Source organism: Nannocystis exedens (genome assembly GCF_002343915.1).
GTDB classification, from domain to species: domain Bacteria; phylum Myxococcota_A; class Polyangia; order Nannocystales; family Nannocystaceae; genus Nannocystis; species Nannocystis exedens.
On record NZ_NETK01000001.1, the window covers coordinates 561,950 to 580,968 of the forward strand.

16 protein-coding genes are annotated in these 19,019 nt (G+C 74.2%); 7 read left to right on the top strand and 9 right to left on the bottom strand.

Going from position 1 to position 19,019, the window contains the following annotated elements:
- Window positions 1–31: 31 nt before the first annotated feature.
- The 3 genes from NAEX_RS02075 (at window position 32) to NAEX_RS02090 (ending at window position 4,251) form a co-directional block, all read left to right on the top strand.
- Entirely contained in the window at window positions 32–1,168 is a 1,137-nt protein-coding gene (locus NAEX_RS02075) for a coiled-coil domain-containing protein (RefSeq protein ID WP_143825499.1), read from the top strand.
- A 34-nt stretch (window positions 1,169–1,202) separates the two neighbouring features.
- A complete protein-coding gene (gene hflX, locus NAEX_RS02080) occupies window positions 1,203–2,948 on the top strand; it encodes a GTPase HflX (protein ID WP_096325847.1) in 1,746 nt (581 codons plus the stop codon).
- Window positions 2,949–3,351: 403 nt separating this feature from the next.
- Entirely contained in the window at window positions 3,352–4,251 is a 900-nt protein-coding gene (locus NAEX_RS02090; RefSeq protein ID WP_096325849.1) for an undecaprenyl-diphosphate phosphatase, read from the top strand.
- 79 nt (window positions 4,252–4,330) lie between these two features.
- Here NAEX_RS02090 and queA read toward each other — a convergent pair whose 3' ends face one another.
- A complete protein-coding gene (gene queA, locus NAEX_RS02095) occupies window positions 4,331–5,374 on the bottom strand; it encodes a tRNA preQ1(34) S-adenosylmethionine ribosyltransferase-isomerase QueA (RefSeq protein WP_096333487.1) in 1,044 nt (347 codons plus the stop codon).
- Window positions 5,375–5,453: 79 nt separating this feature from the next.
- Between queA and NAEX_RS02100 the strand changes: the two genes are divergently transcribed.
- The 3 genes from NAEX_RS02100 to amrB all read left to right on the top strand — a co-directional run bounded on the left by NAEX_RS02100 (window position 5,454) and on the right by amrB (window position 9,817).
- Window positions 5,454–6,818 (top strand): hypothetical protein, encoded by a 1,365-nt coding sequence (locus tag NAEX_RS02100; protein ID WP_096325850.1) that lies wholly within the window; start codon window positions 5,454–5,456, stop codon window positions 6,816–6,818.
- Between the two features lie 282 nt (window positions 6,819–7,100).
- Complete coding sequence (locus NAEX_RS02105) at window positions 7,101–8,540, top strand: hypothetical protein (RefSeq protein ID WP_096325851.1); 1,440 nt, start codon at window positions 7,101–7,103, stop codon at window positions 8,538–8,540.
- Complete coding sequence (amrB, locus tag NAEX_RS02110) at window positions 8,537–9,817, top strand: AmmeMemoRadiSam system protein B (protein WP_096325852.1); 1,281 nt, start codon at window positions 8,537–8,539, stop codon at window positions 9,815–9,817. Before NAEX_RS02105 ends, amrB begins: the two co-directional genes overlap by 4 nt.
- Here the strand turns inward: amrB and NAEX_RS02115 are convergent.
- Window positions 9,789–10,382 carry a TetR/AcrR family transcriptional regulator gene (locus NAEX_RS02115; protein ID WP_096325853.1) on the bottom strand — a complete coding sequence of 198 codons (594 nt, stop codon included), beginning with the start codon at window positions 10,380–10,382 and terminating at the stop codon, window positions 9,789–9,791. The two genes, amrB and NAEX_RS02115, sit on opposite strands and share 29 nt — an antisense overlap.
- A gap of 324 nt (window positions 10,383–10,706) precedes the next feature.
- On the opposite strand from NAEX_RS02115, the gene NAEX_RS49450 reads away from it, so the two are divergent.
- Window positions 10,707–11,297 (top strand): hypothetical protein, encoded by a 591-nt coding sequence (locus NAEX_RS49450; protein WP_096325854.1) that lies wholly within the window; start codon window positions 10,707–10,709, stop codon window positions 11,295–11,297.
- Between the two features lie 137 nt (window positions 11,298–11,434).
- Here the strand turns inward: NAEX_RS49450 and NAEX_RS02125 are convergent, their stop codons facing one another.
- From NAEX_RS02125 to nrdR, 7 genes are all read right to left on the bottom strand, one after another.
- A complete protein-coding gene (locus NAEX_RS02125) occupies window positions 11,435–12,082 on the bottom strand; it encodes an HU family DNA-binding protein (protein ID WP_096325855.1) in 648 nt (215 codons plus the stop codon).
- A gap of 213 nt (window positions 12,083–12,295) precedes the next feature.
- Window positions 12,296–12,997 carry a uracil-DNA glycosylase gene (locus NAEX_RS49455; RefSeq protein WP_170135384.1) on the bottom strand — a complete coding sequence of 234 codons (702 nt, stop codon included), beginning with the start codon at window positions 12,995–12,997 and terminating at the stop codon, window positions 12,296–12,298.
- Window positions 12,998–13,911: 914 nt separating this feature from the next.
- Window positions 13,912–15,195 carry a bifunctional phosphopantothenoylcysteine decarboxylase/phosphopantothenate--cysteine ligase CoaBC gene (gene coaBC / locus NAEX_RS02135; RefSeq protein ID WP_096325856.1) on the bottom strand — a complete coding sequence of 428 codons (1,284 nt, stop codon included), beginning with the start codon at window positions 15,193–15,195 and terminating at the stop codon, window positions 13,912–13,914.
- A 16-nt stretch (window positions 15,196–15,211) separates the two neighbouring features.
- Entirely contained in the window at window positions 15,212–16,372 is a 1,161-nt protein-coding gene (gene ribB / locus NAEX_RS02140; RefSeq protein WP_096325857.1) for a 3,4-dihydroxy-2-butanone-4-phosphate synthase, read from the bottom strand.
- Between the two features lie 7 nt (window positions 16,373–16,379).
- On the bottom strand, window positions 16,380–17,114 hold the full coding sequence (locus tag NAEX_RS02145; protein ID WP_096325858.1) for a riboflavin synthase: 735 nt from the start codon (window positions 17,112–17,114) through the stop codon (window positions 16,380–16,382).
- A gap of 60 nt (window positions 17,115–17,174) precedes the next feature.
- Complete coding sequence (gene ribD, locus NAEX_RS02150; RefSeq protein ID WP_096325859.1) at window positions 17,175–18,410, bottom strand: bifunctional diaminohydroxyphosphoribosylaminopyrimidine deaminase/5-amino-6-(5-phosphoribosylamino)uracil reductase RibD; 1,236 nt, start codon at window positions 18,408–18,410, stop codon at window positions 17,175–17,177.
- Window positions 18,407–19,018, bottom strand: a complete 612-nt coding sequence (nrdR, locus tag NAEX_RS02155; RefSeq protein WP_096325860.1) for a transcriptional regulator NrdR — start codon at window positions 19,016–19,018, stop codon at window positions 18,407–18,409. The genes ribD and nrdR overlap by 4 nt, the downstream gene beginning before the upstream one ends.
- Between the last annotated feature and the right edge of the window lies 1 nt (window position 19,019).

Here is a 19,019-nt window from a genome sequence, read left to right on the forward strand (position 1 = left end):
CTCCGGCGCCGTGCCGCCGCCCGACGGGGAGATGTCCGACGCCTCCATGGCCGTCGGCGGCTTCAAGGCCCAGCGCGAGGTCTTGCAGCTGAAGAGCCAGCTCAACGCGCGCAGCCGCGAGATCCTCACGCTCAAGGACGAGCTCGAGTCGCGCGAGCGCACCATCGTCGACGCCAAGAAGCTCCAGCGCGAGCTGCAGGCCCAGATCAGCGAGCTCGAGAACCAGGTCCTCGCCGCCCAGGAGCAGATCCTGTCGTCGCGCGAGAACATCGAGGCCGCGGTGCGCGACAAGCAGACCGCGCTCAAGCGCGAGGAGGGCGTCAAGACCCGCCTCGAGGTCCTGCAGAAGAAGCTCAAGGAGACCGAGACCGAGTTCGCCGCTTTCCGCGCCCAGACCGCGCAGGACCGCGACAAGTCCGCCATCGCCCTCGCCGAGGTTCAGCAGCGCCTCGAGATACAGGCCGGCGTGATCACCGAGCTCGAGAGCGAGCGCGACCGGCTCACCGCCCAGCTCATCGAGTCGAACGGCCAGGTCTCGAGCCTCGTCGACGGCTTCGAGGGCGCGCGCAAGAGCGTCGCCGGCCTCGAGTCGCAGCTCGAGCACCACCGCCAGGAGATGGAGCGCGCCCTCGCCGACGCCGAGACCGAGCGGGTCGCCGCGCTCGAGTCGCTCGCGCGCCAGCACCAGGCCGAGCTCGACGAGCGCGAGCAGGACCACCGCGCCGCCGTCGCCCAGCTGCAGAGCCAGCTCAACAGCCTGCGCGACCAGGCCCAGCAGGAGCGCGAGCGCATGTCGCAGGCGCTGATCGAGGCCGAGGAGAACGCCCGCCTGCAGGTCAGCCAGCTGACCCAGACGCTGGCCGCCACCGAGGAGGCTGCGCGGCGGGAGATCCAGCAGCTGCAACAGACGCTCGCGCAGGCCGAGGAGACCGCCCGCGGCGAGATCGCCTCGCTGCAGGCGGCGCTGGCCGAGACCCGGTCGCAGGCCGACGACGCCGCCGCCGACAACGCCCGCCGGATCGCCGGCCTCGAGCACCAGGTCGACGAGCTCGGCGCCCAGCTCGACCGCGCCGAGAGCCTGCTCGCCCGCCGCCGCGACGCCGCCCAGCGGGCCCAGCAGGCCCTCGCCGTCGGCCTCAAGTTGCTCGAGGACGACGACCCGACATGACCTGTTCTGAGGGCCATCTTCGAGGAACGACCGCTTGAGCGCCGACCGTCTCCACGGCGACACCGCCAACCTCAAGAGCAGCCAGTCGCGCGCGCTCCAACGCCTCGGCGAGCGCCGCGTGCCTGCCGATCGCGTCGTCTCGGCCGCGCTCGCCCGCGACCTGCTCGACCTCTCGCACCAGCTGAACCGCCAGCTCGGCCTCTTCATCGACCGCCGCGGCCAGGTCGAGGCCGTCATCCTCGGCGACGCGCACAGCCTCAGCCTGCCGGAGTTCGCCCGCGTCCGCGGCGCGCTCGGCCGCCTCCGCGGCATCCGCCTGATCGTCACCCACCTGGTGCCCGACCCGCTCTCGCGCGAAGAGCTGGCCGACCTCGCCAAGCTGCGCCTCGACCTCGTCGCCGCCGTCCACCGCGGCCCCGCCGGCATCCAGCTCGACCTCGCCAGCCTCACCCCGGCCCCGCCCGCTGCCGCCGAGGTGTTCACGATCCGGACCTGGCCGCGCGTCCCGGTCTCGACGCTCAGCCCCGACCTCTCGACGCGACCGGACGAGCAGACCCCGCCGCCCCCCGGCGCGCCCGACCTCCCGATCGACTTTACCGGCTTCATCCGCGAGCTCGAGGCCCGGCTGGTCGCCGCTACCACCGACGCGCGGGCCGAGGCGCGCGGCACCAAGGCCACCGCGCTGGTGGTCCACGGCGGCGGCCCCGAGGTCCCGGCGCGGATCGCCGAGCTGCGCGAGCTGTGCCGCACCGCCGGCATCCAGCTCATGGACCTCGTGACCCAGCGGCGCCCGCAGCCCGACCCGCGGACCTTCTTCGGCCAGGGCAAGCTGCGCGAGGTCATCGTCCGCGCGCTCGAGCAGGACTGCGAGCTCCTGATCTGCGACCCCGACCTCACCCCGTCGCAGGCGCACGCGATCGCCGAGGAGACCGAGCTCAAGGTCATCGACCGCACCACCCTGATCCTCGACATCTTCGCCCAGCACGCCCGCAGCGCCGACGGCAAGCTGCAGGTCGAGCTGGCCCAGCTGCGCTACATGCTGCCGCGCATGGTCGGCAAGGGCACCGCGATGTCGCGGCTGGCCGGCGGGATCGGCGGGCGCGGCCCCGGCGAGACCAAGCTCGAGATCGATCGCCGCCGCGCCAAGGAGCGGATTGGCGCCCTCACGCGCCGGCTCGACGAGCTGCGCCAGCGTCGCGACCAGCGCCGCGCGCTGCGCCGCAGCACCAACGTCCCGGTGGTCGCGATCGTCGGCTACACCAACGCCGGCAAGTCGAGCCTGCTCAACACCGTCACCCAGAGCGAGGTCCTGGCCGAGAACAAGCTGTTCGCCACCCTCGACCCCACGGTCCGGCGGATCCGCTTCCCCGAGGACCGCGAGGTCGTCCTGCTCGACACCGTCGGCTTCATCCGCGACCTCCCCCCCGCGCTGCTGCAGGCGTTCAGCGCCACCCTCGAGGAGGTCGCCGACGCCGACCTCCTGCTGCTCGTGGTCGACGCCAGCGACCCCGACCGCGACCAGCAGCGCGCCGCCGTCGAGGCGATCCTCGGCGACCTCGGCGCCGGCAAGGTCCCGCGCCTGCTCGTCTTCAACAAGTGCGACCTCCTCGAGCCCGAGGAGCTGGCGGTGCGCCGCGCCGAGGCCGGCCCCGACACCTTCTTCATCACCGCGCTCGACCGCCGCAGCACCTTCCCCTTGATGCAGGCGATCGAAAATCACCTGTGGGAGCGCGGCATGATCGAGCGGCCCCCCGCGCTCCCGGACGACGACGAGTCGTGACGCGCGCCCTGCACCGCGAGTCCTCCGGCGGCGAGCGCTCCCCGTTCGTCGCGTCGCTCGAGCCTCGCTGCGAGCGGAGCGTCGAGCCGACCCCGAAGCGCTTCCCGTTCGCGGCGTCGCGCGAGCCTCGCTGTGAGCGGAGCGCCGAGCCGACCCCGAAGCGCTTCCCGTTCGCGGCGTCGCGCGAACCTCGCTGCGAGCGGAGCCCCGAGCCGACGCCGAAGCGCTTCCCGTTCGCGGCGTCGCTCGAACCTCGCTGCGAGCGGAGCGCCGAGCCAGCGCCGAAGCGTTCGCCGTTCGCTGCATCCCGCCCGTCGTCTCGGCGCGCCGGGAATGTCGAAGCGCCGCGCGACGTACCCGCTCCAGCCGCAGCCCCGGTGGCCGCGCGGGTCGCCTGATCGCCATGTCCGCCCCTGACCTCAGCCTCGGCCTCGCCGCCCTCCTCGGCGCCCTCCAGGGCGTCGCCGAATTCCTGCCGATCTCCTCGTCCGGCCACCTCGCCCTGGCCGAGCGCGTCGCCGGCCTCGAAGCGGGCGCGGGCGGCCACTCCTTCAACATCGTCGTCCACGCCGGCACCCTGCTGGCCGTCCTGATCCATTACCGCGACGACCTGCTGGCGATCGCCCGCGGCGTCCTGCGCCCGGGACATGTTCCCAAGAGCATGCCCGATGCGACAGGCCTCAGCGGGCATGCTCGATCGGACAGCCAGGGCCACGCCGTCTCCGGCAGCGCCCCGACCGACGCGCGGGCCCTGCTGTTCGCGCTCGTGCTCGGCACCTTGCCGCTGGCGGCCGCCCTGGCGCCGCCGGTCGAGGACCTCGTCATCGCCGCCGAGCACCACCCGAGGGCGATCGGCGTCTGCTTCCTCGTCACCGCGGCCATGCTCGGCTTCGCCGAGTGGCGCACGCGGCGGCAGCACCGGCCGCAGGAGGTGCCGCGGCCGCTGCAGGCGCTGCTGATCGGCCTCGCGCAGCTCCTCGCCATCCTGCCCGGCATCTCGCGCAGCGGCTCGACCATCGCCGCCGCCATGGCCCTCGGCCTCGGGCGCCTGCCCGCCGCCCGGTTCTCCTTCCTGCTGGCGATCCCCGCCATCCTCGGCGCCTCGCTCAAGGAGGCCATCGGCCTGATGAAGCACGGCCTCCCCGCCGCCGACCCGCTCGCCTTCCTCGTCGGCTTCCTCGTCAGCTTCGTCGTCGGCGTCGCCACCCTGCGCGTCCTGCTGGTCCTGCTCGTCCGCGTCGGCGTGCTGCCCTTCGTGCCCTACCTGGTCGTCCTCGGCCTGGCCGTCCTCGCCCTCGGCTAGCGTCGAGAGCTGAAAGAACATGGCCGGAAGGGCATGCGTCAAAGGACATGCCCTTCAACGCATGCCGTTCGGACAGGCCTCACCGCGCCCCGTCCATGCGCGTCAGCAGCATGCAGTCGCCGTACGAGTAGAAGCGGTAGCCGGCCGCGACCGCCTCGGCGTAGGCCGCCAGCACCCGCTCACGCCCGCCGAGGCAGCAGACCAGCATCAGCAGCGAGCTGCGCGGCAGGTGGAAGTTGGTGACGATCGCGTCGACGACCCGGAACTCGAAGCCGGGCGCGATCACCAGGTCGGTCGAGCCGGAGAACGGCACCACCGTCCCGCCGCCGGCGCGGGCCACCGCCTCGAGCGCGCGCGTGGCCGTGGTGCCGATGGCGACCACCGGCCGCCCCTCCGCCTTGGCCGCCGCGATCCGGCCGGCCGCCGCGGCGTCGACCTCGATCCGCTCGGCGCCGACCTTGTGCTCGCGCACGTCCTCGGCCTCGAGCGGCAAGAACGTGCCCGGCCCGACGTGCAGGGTGACGCGCACGACGTCGAGCTGCGCCAGCACCTCGGGCTCCCAGTGCAGCCCGGCCGTCGGCGCGGCGACCGAGCCCGGCTGCGCGGCGTAGATCGTCTGATACCGGCTCGCGTCGTCGGCGGTGGGCCCCTCGGGCCGGCGGATGTACGGCGGCAGCGGGACCTCGCCGCGGCGCTGCAGCGCGCCCATCCACTCGCCGGCCTCGACCACGAACACGCGCGCCCGCGGATCGATCACGTCGGGCTCGAGGTACCGCGCGATCTGGTCGCCGCACGACACGATGTCGCCGGGCCGCAGCCGCTTGGCCCCGCGGACCCACGCGCGGAACGTCTGCCCCGGCCCGAGCCCGGGCCGCGGGTCACACACCAGCAGTTCCAGCTCGCGCGCGCCGTGCAGCACCCGCAGCCGCGCCGGCACCACGCGCGAGTCGTTGACGACCACCAGCGCCCGCGGGTCGAGGAAGCGCGGCAGCTCACGCGCGCGGGCGTGGACCGGCGGCCCCGCGTCGCGCTGCACCAGCAGCCGGGCGTCGCCGCGCCGCGCCGCCGGCGTCTGGGCGATCTGCTCCGGCGGCAACACGTAGTCGTAGGCGTCGGGACCCATGAAGACGCGCGGGTTTTGACACACCCGCGCCGCGGCGCACAAGTGGTCCGGGCCGCGGCGAGCGTGCATGCTCGCCGCAGTGTCTCCCCGCACGCTCGTCGCCGCCGCATCCCTCGCCCTGCTCGCCCTGGCGCCCGCGCCCGCCCGCGGCGGCGAGTCGGGCGCCGAGCGCCTGCACCGCAAGGGCGTCCACTGCATGGAGGAGATCGAGCGCCGCGACTGCGCGATCGAGCACTTCGAGGCGCTGCTCGAGGAGCGCACCGATCGCCGCGAGCTCGTCACCGACGGCCTGCTCCGCCTGGTCAAGCTGTACGAGAAGGAGGACCGCCCCGAGGACCTCAAGGCCGCCCTGCGCCGCTTCTGGGACGCCGGCAAGACCGACACCCGCCGCGGCCACCTGCCCTACACCGCCCGGTTTCTGCCCAAGGACTTCGACGTCGTCTTCCACGCCCACATCCAGCGGCTCATGGCCTCGCCGCTGGCCAAGCAGCTCGACGAGATCGCCGAGTACGTCCTGACCTGCGACCCGCACGCGCGGGCCCAGCTCGACGACCTGCGGCTCCTCCGCAAGGCCCAGCGCAAGGCCAAAGAGACAGGTGTGACTGTCCAAAAGGCCATGTCGGACATCGTCGCCGAGGAGAAGAAGCGGGCCGAGGCGTACCGCAAGCGGCGCGCCCAGGCCGAGGCCGAGGGCCGCCCGCGCCGCCACGAGCCGGTGTTCGCCGACGCCACCTGCCAGGTCGCCCGCGCCCTCGGCGACGACACCGCGGCGGCCTGGACCCGCGGCGCGTTCGCCCTCGCGCACCGCGACTTCCGCCGCTCGGCCGCGATCCTCGAGATCCCCGACCTCGCCGCCAAGCTCGCCGCCGCGGCCGCCGCCGGCCGGCTCGTCGCCCGCGGCGACGACACCTGGGCGCTCACCCCGCTGCGCTACCAGGGCCAGGAGGTGCTGGTGCGCGTGCTCGACGGCGACGACCTGGTCGTCGCCCCGCCCGCGGTGATGACGGAGATCGCCGCCAACTTCGCCCGCGGCAAGCGCACGCTGCCCCGCGAGGTCGACCGCCTCGTCGTCGGCACGCCGGTCGACGCCGGCTTCTTCGCCGTCGCCACCGAGGCCGCGGTGCAGGAGCTCGGCTTCGGCAACATGTCGAAGGGCCGCCGCGGCCTGCTCCAGCTGCTCTTGCCGCGCCCCGAGGGCCTGCAGATGGCCGGCGTCGCCCACGAGTACTTCGGCTTCTTCCTCCGCATGCCGACCGACACCCCGCTCAAGGCCGGCGCGCTGGTCGAGGTGGTCCAGCGGATGATCGCCAACCAAGCCGAGGCCGACTCCGACAGCGCGGAGTTCCTGCGCCTGCTCGACGTGACTCAAGCCACGGACAAGCGCGCGCTGCTCCTCTCGTACGTCCTGTCGCGCCGGCAGATCGAGACGATCGTGCTGCGCTGAGCGCCGAGGCGTGGCAGTCTTGTCCCCCGTGGCGACCCCCCTGTCCGCCGTCCCGCTCCTCGCCTGGCTCGCGCTCGCCGGCGAGGCGTCTGGTGCTTCGAGCATGTCCCTGAGCGCAGGTCCCGAGGGCCCGGTCCGTTCGGACATGTCCGATCGATCCGTCGTGCTCGCCGCCCTCGCGCCCGCCCGCGGCGGCAAGGCCAAGCCCGCGGCCCCGCCCCCGAGCCGGTCGCCGCCGCGCCGGCCTACGGCCCCGAGCAGGCCGCCGCCGACATCGAGCTGGTGCTGACCGGCCGCGGCAAGGACTACCTGCAGGCCCGCGCGCGGCTCGAGCAGAACCCTGCCGTCGCCGCGCCGCTGGTCACCGCGCGCATGGCCGCCACGCCCGCGCCGACCCCCGCCGAGCAGCGCCGCCTGCTCGCCCTGCTCGGCGGCATCGCCCGCCCCGAGGACATCCCGCTGTTCGCCGACGCCATGCGCCGCGACGTCGCCGCCGCGGTCAAGCAATCGCAGGAGCAGGGCATCGAGCTGCCCGCGGCCGAACCTTGGCGCGAGATCTTGCGCGCGCAGGGGCCCGCGGCCGCGCCCGCGCTGACGGGGCTCGTGGCCGAGAAGACGTTCAGCGAGGAGCTGCGCGGCCTCTTGATCGCCGACCTCGTCGCCGTCACCCCGGCCGACAAGCTGCCCGAGCTGGTCGCGCTGGTCGGCCTCGGCGCGCCCACGCTGCGCGCCGCGCTGCGCCAGGCGATCGCCCGCCGCGCGCACACCTCCGCCGGCGAGCGGGCGCAGCTGATTCAGGTCGTCGACGCCGCGCTCGACGCCCGCGATCCCGCGCGCCTGCCCGGCCTCGTGCTCCTGCGCGCCGCCCTCGGCGACGCCGGCGACAGCGCCTTCACGACCCGCGCCGCCGCCCTCGCCGAGGACGCCGCGAGCGAGTTCGCCGCCCGCGTCGCCGCGATCCGCGTGCTCGCCGCCCGCCGCAGCGACCCCGCCGCCCAGGACGTGCTCGCGCGACTCGCCGAGCAGCACCTCCCGGCCGACAAGCGCCTCGCGCTGCGCAACGAGATCCTCGGCAGCCTCGCCCTCGCCGGCCTCGACGCGACCCGCGCCGCCGCGCTGGTCGAGCGCCTGCAGCTCCTCACCGCCGAGGCCCCGCGCGTCGCCACCGCGGCCTTCGCCGTCGCCGCGCTGCCCCAGGACGGCGCCTGGCTCGACGCCAGCCAGCGCCACGCCTGGCCCGAGGTCCGCGCCGCCGCGCTCGCGCGCGTCGACGGCCCGTGCTCCACCGCGATCCTCCGCCGCCTGCGTGACGGCACCGCCACCGGTGGCGCCACCTTCGAGGCCGACGCCACCGTGGCCCGCGAGGTCCTGGCCGCGCTCGGCCGCTGCGGCGGACCCGACGCGTTCACGGCCCTGCAGGCCGTGGTCGTCGACGCCGCGCAGCACGTCGACCGCCGGGCCGAGGCCGCGCGTCAGCTCGTCGATCGCCACGGCTCTGCCGGCGCCGACGTCGTCGCCGCGGTGCTGCGCAGCGCCGACGAGCTCGCGGTCGCGCTCCGCCTGGTGCGCGCGCTGCAGCGGCTCGAGGGCCCCGGCACCGACGACGTCCGCCAGGCCCTGTGCGCCGCGGGCAAGCGCCAGGAGCTGGCCACCAGCGCCCAGCGGGCCCTCCGCGGCCTGTTCCCCGATCTCGACGACCCCTGCGCGAGCGACGGACGATGAGCACCGGCCGCGACAAGCCCAGGCTCCGCAAGGTCGAGCGCCTCACGCTGCAGCGCGGCGACGAGGCCCTGATCGTCCTGCGCGATCCGACCGGCCTCAGCGAACAGGTCGCCTTTCCGCAGGAGGCCTCGGTCGTGCTCGACGCGCTCGACGGCCAGCGCACGGTCCCGCAGATCCGCCAGTCGCTGGCGATGCGCGGGATCCTCGACATCGAGCTCGCCGACCTCGAGGCGCTGGTGCGCGACCTCGAGGCCGCCGGCTACCTCGACGACGCCGCCTTCCGCGCCCGCTGGGAGGCCATCCACCGCGAATTCCTGGCCAGCCCGGTCCGCCGCCCGCGCTGGGCCGGCCTGCTCTACCCCGACGACCCGGCCGCGCTCGCCGAGCTGCTCGCCGCCAGCATACCTGACCCTTCGACCAGGTTCACCGACGCCGACGCCGCGCTCGGCGTGCTGCTGCCGCACCAGCCGCTGCCCGCCGCGGGCGCCGCGGTCGGCGCGGCCACCCGCGCCGCCGCCGGCCTGTGCGACGAGGTCCTGCGCAAGCTCCCCCGCGCCCGCGACATCGACCTCGTCGTCGTCCTCGGCACCGACTACCACCCCGGCCTGCAGCCGTTCGTCGTCACCGACAAGCGCTACGCCACCCCGCGCGGCGAGCTGCCGTCCGACCCCGCGCTGGTGCGGGCGCTCGACCGCCGGCTGCCGTGGATCCGCCGCGAGGAGATCCGCCACCGCGAGGCGATGAGCCTCGAGCTCGCCGCGGCTGTCCTTCAGCACCTGTACGATGGGGCATGTCCTCCGGTACTCCCGGTGCTGTGCGGCCCGGGGGCGATCGAGCTCGACGAGGGCGGCCCGGTCGAGGCCTTCCTCGCCACCATGGAACATGTCCTCGAGGACAGGCGCGTGCTGTGGTGGGTGACCGCCGAGCTCGGACACGAGGGCCCGGCGTACGGCCGGCCGGCGCTGACGAAGGAGCGGGTCGCGGCGCTGATGGCCCGCGACCGGGCCGCCCTCGCCGCCCTGGCCGACGGCCGGCCCGACCAGCTCGGCCGCTGCTGCAAGGACGTCCCGGGCCTCGATCCGCCGAGCGGCACCGCGGCGCTGCTGACCGCCGCGCGGCTGTTCCCTGTCGGCTACGGGGCCGACCTCGTCACCTACGCGGCCGGCCGACCGGTCGGCGCCGACGAGGGCTGGATCGGCCTCGGCGGCGTCCGCTTCACCCGGCCGCTCGGCGACGCCGACGACGACTTCACGCCTTCGAGCCTGCGAGTCGCATGATCTGCTCGACGGCCTGCTCGACCGTCAGCGGGATCCGGCCCTGCGGGTCGACCGAGGCCTGGGCCGCGAGCCCGTAGATCACGGCGATGATGCCGCGGGCCACCACCTGCGGGTCGCCGCTCAGCACGCCCTGCTCGACCCCGCGGCGGACGATCTCGGCGTAGGCGGTCCGCATCTCGGTGAAGGTGCGCTCGAGCTTCTCGCGGTACTCCTGGATCTGGCCCGACATCGTCACCAGCAGGTTGCACAGCTTGGCCTCGTCGCCGTGCTCGACGAACAGGCGGAGGTGGTTCGTCGCCACCTGCGCCAGCGCCCGGTCGGCCGGCAGGTCCGGCGGCACGTCGGCCGCCCAGCGCTCCTGCAAGGCCAGCAGCTGCGCGTCGAGGATGTCGTGGAACAGCGACTCCTTGGCCTTGTAGTGGAAATAAACGCCGCCCTTGCTCAGACCGGCGTCGCGGGCGATGTCCAGGAGCCGCGTCGAGGAGTAGCCGCGGCGCACGAAGCACCGCGTCGCCGCAGCCCGGATCTGCTGCTTGCGCTGGTCGTCGATCTTCTGCCGTGTCATCGCTGCTCCCCACCCTCCCGGCGCCTGGCGGCGCCCCCTGGTCTCCACGCTAACGGAGACCCCCACCGGTCTGTAAAGCCGCCTCGCAGCCTCACGGGCGACGGGTGATATCGGCCCTCTCGCCGCGGATGGCCGCGCAGGCGCTGCCAGGCCCGCGGATCGGCCAGGTCGCGCGCGGCGGGCGGTATCGGCCCTCGCACGCGTCGATCTCCGCCGTCGTGAGCTCGCTGCCGGAGGGCGATGCCGCCCTGCGCGGCGCTACCCCTTGGCCCGACCCCCTCCTGAATAAGACACTAAGTCGCGCGTCCTGGACGCCGAGGTTTTATGCGCAAGCTGCTTCCGGTCTTCATGGCCCTCGCCTTCACCCTGCCCGCCTGCTCCTTCTCGTATTCGTCGTCTCGCGGCTCAGGGGCGCCGGGAACCTCCACCGGGACGCAGAAGGGCAAGGGCAAGCCGGCGCGCCAGGCCGCGGTCGAGTCGTCGAGCACACCTGCTCCGAAGCCCGCGGCTGAGCCTGCCCCCGCACCCGCTCCGGCCCCCGCCGCCACGCCCGAGCCCGCTGCCACGCCCGAGCCCGCCACGCCGCGCGCCGACACGGAAGATCCGAAGCCGACCCGCACCGGTCGCGACGACGGCACCCCGACCAACGTCACCACCTCGGCGCGGCTCGCCGCGCCGGGCAGCCAGCCGACCGAGCCGAAGACCGCGTCGTTCGTGAGCACCCGCGAGGGCGAGGCGCCGAAGCCCGGCGTCGGCACGATCAGCGCCGGCGACGGCAAGCCCAAGACCGGCCCCGGCACCATCTCCAGCGGCACCAGCAAGCCCAAGGGCAAGACCAGCCCCGCCGGGCTGACCGCCGCCCCGAAGACCACCGAGCCGCCGAAGAACGACACCAAGCTGGCGGCGCCGCAGTGATCCCTCCGTCCGTCCCGCAGTGAAAACCAGGGCCATGACCGCGAGGTCATGGCCCTTCTTTCATGTCCGGGACGACAAGCCCGAAGGGCCATGACCCGAAGGCCATGGCCCTTCCGGCATGTCCGCAGGGACATGCGTTACGAGCGCGAGCCGGTGCGCACGTGAGCGCGGCGGCCGGGCGGGTCGGCGCGCTGCATCGGCGCGGGCGGCAGCTCGAGCCGGGGGTCGGCCGGCTCCTGGCGGCGCAGCACCTCGAGCGAGACCTCGTCGAACTCGTCGTCGGCGTCGTCCTCCTCGAGGTCCTCGCGCGCCGTGAAGCGGCGGCGGAGGATCAGCGCCTCGTCGGCCTCGTCGGCCTCGTCGCCGACCTCGTCCTCGTCGACCTCGTCGAGCTCGGTCGGATCGACGCTCGGCGGCTGCAGCTCGAGCTGCGCCGGGATCGCGCGCCGCTTGCGAGCCGCGGGGGCCTTGCCGGCCGGGGCGTTGAGGCTGGCGCGCAGCTCGACGCCCGGGCGGAAGTCGATCGTGAACGCGGCGTCGATCGTCATCGGCTCGAGCGTCCGCGGGTTGACGCCCTTGCGAGCCGAGCGCTTCTTCTTGGTGAAGGTGCCGAAGCCGGGGAACGTGAAGCGCGGGCTCTGGGCCCGGGTGACCCGCGCCTTGACGAAGTACGCGGAGAGTTCCCCGAAGGCGATCTCGAGGATCTGCTGCACACACTTCTTCGTGATGTCGGGCGGCAGGTCACGATTACGTGCGATTTTTTCGATGAGTTCAGCCTTCGTCATCGCGTCGCCACAGAACCGTGACTGTAGAAGTGGGGACGCGACCCGTCAACTGTACTGCCGAACAGCATCAGCCGCTGACACGACGCGCGCCGAAAATTTGGACGCCGGGAATTTCGCGGCGCGGCACCACGAGCGGCGTGTGACGTACTTCTCCACAGCGCTTCGCACGGAAAATATCGTCGTTCATCCGGGCATTGCATGTGCATGAGGAGATCAACTTCGCAGCACGCGCAGCGCTCGCTCGAGGTCCGCCATCACCGTGTCGTCGGCCGGGTTTCGCTGACCCGGAGGAAGTTCACCCTCGCGTCGGATCACGTACGATGGATGATACGTGACGTGAAGTGGGATCTGCAGGCCCGCACCGGCGTCATCGTAGGTCCAACGACGGTTGCGCATCTGTGCCAACTTCAGATCCTGATCGGTGCCGATCAGCAACATCCCTGCGTACCTGCCGAGCGCAACGATCACCGCCGGACGGATCGCCCGCACCTGGGCCCGCAGGAACGGCGAGCACTTCTCGATCTCGTCGGCGGCCGGGTCGCGGTTGCCGGGCGGGCGGCACTTGAGCACGTTGGCGATGTAAACCTGCTCCCGCTTCATGCCGAGGCGCTCGATCCACTGCGTGAGCCGCCGACCGGCCGCGCCGACGAACGGCTCGCCGCGCCGATCTTCGTCCGCGCCGGGCGCCTCGCCGATGAACATCACGCGGGCGTTCGGGTCGCCGACCCCGAATACAATGTTCGTGCGGGTCTTGGCGAGCTTGCAGCGGGTGCAGTCGCCGATGTTGCGGCTCCGCAGGTACTCGAGCTTCTGCGCCGGCGTCCACGCCTGAGCCTGCGCGCGCAGCCCCGGGTCGGCGGCCGCGCGCGGCGGACTCCCAACCTCGGCCGCGCGCGGCGGCCCTGACGGATCCACCAGCGGCAGGCTGGCGCCACGCGGGCGCGGCGGACCTTCCGAGGGCGGGCTGCCGATGCGCGCCGGTGCAGGCGCGCTCGGCGGGCGAGCCTGCGGGCGGTCGGCGAGCGGACGCTGCGACGCACTCGCGGCCCGCGACGACGGCGTCTCGTCCCCCCACTCGATCGGCGGCGGCTCGTCGTCCTCCGGCGCGCTCGCGGCACGCCGCTGCGACTCCCGCGACCACTCCGGCGCGCCGTCGCGGCTCGCCGCGCGCGGCTGCGCCTCGCGCGAGCGCTCCGGCGCGCCGTCGCGGCTCGCAACGCGCGGCTGCGACTCGCGCGACCACTCCGCTGCGCCGTCGCTGTTCGTCGCGCGGGGCTGCGACTCGCGCGGCCCCTCGTCGCGGCTCGCGGCGCGCGGCTGCGACTCGCGCGACCACTCGTCGCTACTGGCCGCGCGCGGCTGCGACTCGCGCGGCCCCTCGTCGCGGCTCGCGGCGCGCGGCTGCGACTCGCGCGGCCACTCGTCGCGACTGGCCGCGCGCGGCTGCGACTCGCGCGACCTCTCTGCCCCGGGCGCCCCCTCGCGGCTCCCCGCGCGCGGCTGGGCCCCTTCGCGCGCCGGCGGGCTCGGCTGCGTGCGCGGTGACGACGGCTCTTGCGGTCCGCGCGGCGCCGGGGCGGATCCGGCCTGGCCTTCGGGCCAGGTCGGTGCGCGCGCGCCCGCGGGGCGTTCGGCGGTCACCTGTCCGTGCGGCCAGGCGGCCTCGGCGGGCGCCTGCGTCGCGGGCTCGGGCGCGCGACGTGGCGACGGCGCGGCCGACACGTACGCCAGACCCCGGAACTCCCGGAGGTGGCGCAGGTGCGCGGCGAACTGGACCGCCAGCCGTCGCGTCGCGTCGCGTCGATCGCCCTCCACGAGATCCTCCGGTCTCACGTCGTCGCCAGCGCGTCGAGCAACCAGGTCGCCAGCGCCGCCTTGGCGATCGGCGGCCCCGAGGCGCGCACGGCGATCGCGTCGCCGTCGCGCGCGAGCAACAGGCCGGCGTTGGTCGCCGAGGCGAAGCCGACCCCGGGCGCGCCGACGCGGTTGACGAAGATCGCGTCGGCGCCCTTGGCCCGCAGCTTGGCCTCGCCGAGGCGGATCAGCTCCTGCTGCAACCTGTCCTCGGGGCCATCTTCGACCGTCTGCGCGGCGAACCCGAGGAAGCGCGAGCGCGGGGCCCCGGCCGGCGCGCCGCGGCCGAAGCGGGCCGTCAACGCGGCGAGGATGTCGCGCGCCGCTCGCCAGCCGAGCGTCGGCAGCTTCGTCAGCAGCTCGGCCTTCTCGAGCTTGTGCCCGGCCCCGCCGTCGATCTCGAGGTCCTGCACCGCCGCGACCATGGCCACCCAATCATATGGCCTTTGGGACAGCTCGCCCTCCAGCGCCGCGAACATCTGCTCCGCGGTCTCGACGTCGACGCGGCGCACGCCCTGCGGCGTCGCCAGCTCGACCGGGCCCGCGACCAGCGTCACCTCGGCGCCGGCGCGCCGGGCCGCCTCGGCCAGCGCGAACCCCATCGCCCCGGTGGACGCGTTGGTGACGAAGCGGACCGGGTCGATGTACGTGCGCGTCGGCCCGGCCGACACCAGCACCCGCTTGCCGGCCCACGGGCCGCGCGCCTCGAGCTTCGCCAGCGCGGCCGCGACGATCAGCGGCGGGTCGATCATGCGGCCCTCGCCGATCCACCCGCACGCCAGCTGCCCGCGGTCGGGCCCGACGAACTCGGCCCCGCGGGTGCGCAGCGTCGCCAGGTTGGCCTGCGTCGCCGGGTGCCGCCACATGTTGGTGTTCATCGCCGGCGCCCACAGCACCGGCGCGCGCGTGGCCAGCAGCACCGTCGCGGCCAGGTCGTCGGCCATCCCCGCGGTCGCGCGCGCCAGCAGGTCCGCGGTGGCCGGCGCGACCACGACGAGGTCCGGCCAGTCGGCGAGCTCGATGTGGCCGACGTGGCCCTCCTCCTCCGGGTCGAGCAAGCGCTTGCGCACCGGCCGGGTCGAGACCGTCGCCAGCGACAGCTCGCTGACGAACGCCGCCGCCGCTGGCGTCATCACCACCTGGACCTCGCAGCCGGCGGAGACGAACGCCCGCACCAGCTCGGGCGTCTTGTAGGCCGCGATCCCGCCGCTGACGATCAGCAGGACGCGACGGCCGCGCGGACGTGTCCCCAGGGACATGTCCGTCGTGCCAGCCTCAGCCAACCGGCCCCTCCTCGAGCGGCACGGCGCCGACGGTGTGGATGCCGAAGCCGGTCAGGCCGACGATCTTGCGCGGGTTGTTCGTGATCACCTCGATGCGGTGGATGCCGAGGCTGCGCAGCACCTGGGCGCCGAGGCCGAACTCGCGGAAGCCCGCCTCCGCCGGCTTGAGCGCCGGCGCCGCCTCGGCGGTGCGCGGCGTCAGCAGCGGGTCGGACGGCCAGCGGTGGCCGAGGACGTACAGGAACACCCCGCGGCCGGCGCGGTCGATCTGCTTGAGGCTCGCCCGCATCCGGCTGGCCGCGCCGTCGCCCGTCACGCCGAACACGTCCTCGAGCACCTGCGACCGCTGGGCCCGCAGCAGCACCGCGTCGTCGCCGTCCTCGCGCTGGTGCAGGTCGCCCTTGCACAGCGCGACGTAGAAGCTGGCCGGCTCGACCGTCGAGCGGAAGGTGTGCATCGTCCAGCCGTCCTGCGCGGTGATGCCGAGGATCGGCGACTCGAGCGGCTGGCGGGCGATCTCCTCGATCAGCGTCTCGCGCTGCAGGCGGTAGCCGATCAGGTCGGCGATCGTCAAAATCGGCAGGTCGTGCGTGCGCGCGAACGCCTCGAGGTCGTCCATGCGGGCCATCTCGCCGTCGTCGCGCATGATCTCGCAGATCACGCCGGCGGGGCGCAGACCGGCCAGGCGGGCCAGATCGACCGAGCCCTCGGTGTGGCCCGAGCGGACCAGCACGCCGCCCGGCTGGGCGCGCAGCGGGAAGATGTGGCCCGGGCTGACGACGTCGTGCGGGCCGAACTTCTCGTCGCTGGCGACGCGGATCGTCTGCGCGCGGTCGGCCGCCGAGATGCCGGTGGTGACGCCGCTGCGCGCCTCGATCGAGACCGTGAACGCCGTGCCCATGTGGCCCGGGTCGGTCGGCACCATCATCGGCAGCCGCAGCTCGCGCACGCGGTCGGCCGTCAGCGCCAGGCAGATCAGGCCGCGGCCCCACCGGCACATGAAGTTGACCTGCTCCGGCGTGCAGTGCTCGGCCGCGCAGACCAGGTCGCCCTCGTTCTCGCGGTCCTTGTCGTCGACGAGGACGATCATCCCGCCGCGGCGGATGACCTCGATGCAGCGCTCCACGTGCTCGTAGTTGGTCGTTTCGCTCATGATGGTGCTACTGGTTGTCTTCAGAGACAAATGCATCGGGACATGTCGCTTCGGACCTGTCCCCGGAGTCAGGGTAGTCCGCGCCGTCGAGGTAGCCGGCGCGGGCCAGGACCTCGCGCGTGAGCGGCGGCGCGGCGGCGCGGGCCGGCTCGTCGCCGGCGCCGAGCAGGCGGGCGACGTAGCGAGCCATCAGGTCGACCTCGAGGTTGAGCGCGTCGCCGACCTTGCGCTCGCCGAGGGTCGTGACCGCGAGCGTGTGCGGGATCAGGCCGACGGCGAACCCGCGGGCGTCGACCGCGTTGACGGTGAGGCTGACGCCGTCGACGCACACGCTGCCCTTGACGGCGATGTAGCGGGCCAGCTCGGCCGGCACGTCGTACCAGACCTCGAGCGCGTCGCCGCGGACGACCCGGCTGCGCACGCGCGCGAGGCCGTCGACGTGGCCCGACACGAGGTGCCCGCCGAGCGCGTCGCCGAGGCGCAGCGCCGGCTCGAGGTGGACGCGGCTGCCCGGCCGCAGGTCGCCGAGGGTCGTCACCGCCAGCGTCTCGAACGCCGCCTCGACGGTGAAGTCGCGGGCGGTCGAGGCGACCACGGTGAGGCACACGCCGGAGATCGCGACGCTCGCGCCGAGGCTGCGATCGCCCTCCGACAGGGCGTAGGCGATCACGAAGGTGCGTCGCTGCGCGCCGGGGATCACGCGCTCGACCGTGCCGACGCCGCGCACGAGGCCGGTGAACATGCGGGGGTTATGGCACAGATCACGGGCCGGATCGACGGCCCGCAACGGCCGCCACCGGCGTCAGCTCTCGCGTCTTGCGGGCTCCTCGGCGCGATCCGCAGGTGGGACCAGGATGGTGAGGCCGTCGACTCCGACGTCGGTGCGCAGCAGCGGACGAAGCCGCGTCGCGTCGGCGACCGCGGCGACCTTGAGCCCGGCCGCCGCCGGCTTGCCGTCGCCGAGCACGACCGGCGCATGGAACCAATAGAACCGCTGCCACGCGCCCGCGGCGACGAAGCTGGCGATCATCCGCCCGCCGCCCTCGACCAGCAGCGAACGCAGCGGCAGCTGGCCCAGCGCCTGCAACGCCCCGGCGACGTCGACGCGACCCTCGGCGTCGCCGGCCAGCTCAATGCGGCGCAGGCCGAGGTCGTCGACCGCCCGCTGCGCCGCCGCCGGCGCGCGGTTCGTGTGCAGCACCACGGTGCCCGGGCGCAGCAGCGTCGGCCGGCGCACCGCCCCGGCCACGCGCAGCGCGCTGTCGAAGATGACCGGCAGCGGATCGACGCCGGTGACCATGCGCACCGACAGCGCGGGATCGTCGCGCAGCACCGTGTCGGCGCCGACGGCGATCGCGTGGTGACGGGCCCGCAACCAGTGCCCGAGCCGCCGCGCCGGTTCGCCGGTGATCCACTTGCTGTCCCCGGAGCCAGCCGCGATCTGGCCGTCGAGCGACGACGCGATCTTCAGCGTCACGAACGGCAGCCGCGTCGCCTCGTGGTGCAGGTAGTGCTCGTGCGCCGACGCGCACGCGCCCGCGAGCACGCCGTGGCGCACGCGGATGCCCGCCGCGCGCAGCAGCTCGAGGCCGCGGCCGCCGGCGTGGGCCGCCGGATCGAGCGTACCGACCACGACCTCGGCGACGCCCGCGGCGATCAGCGCCCCCGTACACGGCGGCGTGCGGCCGAAGTGCGAGCACGGCTCGAGCGTGACGTAGACGGTGGCGCCTCGCGCCGCCCCACCCGCCTGCGACAGCGCCGACACCTCGGCGTGCGGGCCCCCGGTGACCGCGCTGCGGCCGGCGCCGACGACTCGCTCGCCCTGCACGACGATCGCGCCGACGCACGGGTTGGGATAGGTCGCGCCGGTGCCCGAGCGGGCCAGCGCCACGGCCGCGTCCATCAGCCGCTCGTCGCGCGCCTCCGGCGACTCGTTCACCGCCGGCGCGCTGGCCAGCGCCGCCGCGATCGCGCCCGGTCCGTCGTCGGCGACCCCGTCCGCTCCGCCGAGCAGGTCGGCCAGCTGGGGCTCGCTCACGAGACCTCGCTGTCCGGCACGGCGGCCGCGGCTGACCTGTCCCCAGAGTCAGCTTCGTCCTCGGCCTCGACGAACAGCCGGCTCGGCGCGCTGAGCTGGATCTGCCCGCGCGCGTCGATCTCGAACAGCGTGCGCTGGCCCTCGGGGCTGGTGTGCGCGGCCTTCTCCATCTGTCCCAGCAGGTGAACGAACTCGTCGACGTTGTGATAGACGCCGTGACTGGCGAGGTAGCGGACGTAGGCGACCAGGTCGAGCGGCCGCAGCAGCCGGGTGATGCGGTCGGCGATCTCCTCGGCGCGGATCTCCCGCTCCCCGCGCGTCGCGGCCCACAGCTCGACCGCGCCGATCAGCGCCTCGATCTGCTCGTCGTCGACCGGCCGCTTGTGACACACGCGCTGCAGCCCGGCCCGGATCTTGTTGCGATCGAAGGCCTGCTTGCCGCCCCCGCGCTTGAGCACGATCGGCGGGGTGGTCTCGATGCGCTCGTAGGTGGTGAAGCGGTGGTTGCAGTCGAGGCACGCCCGGCGCCGCCGGATCGCACCGCCGTCCCGACTCTCCCTCGAGTCGAGGACCTTGATGCTCCCGCTGCGGCAGACCGGGCAGAGCAAC

Excerpts from the sequence above, each read along its gene's own strand:
- NAEX_RS02125 (WP_096325855.1), bottom strand. The coding sequence starts at position 12,082 with ATGACGAAGGCTGAACTCATCGAAAAAATCGCACGTAATCGTGACCTG.
- NAEX_RS02075 (WP_143825499.1), top strand. The coding sequence starts at position 32 with ATGTCCGACGCCTCCATGGCCGTCGGCGGCTTCAAGGCCCAGCGCGAG.
- NAEX_RS49450 (WP_096325854.1), top strand. The coding sequence starts at position 10,707 with ATGCGCAAGCTGCTTCCGGTCTTCATGGCCCTCGCCTTCACCCTGCCC.
- amrB (WP_096325852.1), top strand. The coding sequence starts at position 8,537 with ATGAGCACCGGCCGCGACAAGCCCAGGCTCCGCAAGGTCGAGCGCCTC.
- NAEX_RS02090 (WP_096325849.1), top strand. The coding sequence starts at position 3,352 with ATGTCCGCCCCTGACCTCAGCCTCGGCCTCGCCGCCCTCCTCGGCGCC.
- ribB (WP_096325857.1), bottom strand. The coding sequence starts at position 16,372 with ATGAGCGAAACGACCAACTACGAGCACGTGGAGCGCTGCATCGAGGTC.
- NAEX_RS02115 (WP_096325853.1), bottom strand. The coding sequence starts at position 10,382 with ATGACACGGCAGAAGATCGACGACCAGCGCAAGCAGCAGATCCGGGCT.
- coaBC (WP_096325856.1), bottom strand. The coding sequence starts at position 15,195 with ATGTCCCTGGGGACACGTCCGCGCGGCCGTCGCGTCCTGCTGATCGTC.
- NAEX_RS02145 (WP_096325858.1), bottom strand. The coding sequence starts at position 17,114 with ATGTTCACCGGCCTCGTGCGCGGCGTCGGCACGGTCGAGCGCGTGATC.
- queA (WP_096333487.1), bottom strand. The coding sequence starts at position 5,374 with ATGGGTCCCGACGCCTACGACTACGTGTTGCCGCCGGAGCAGATCGCC.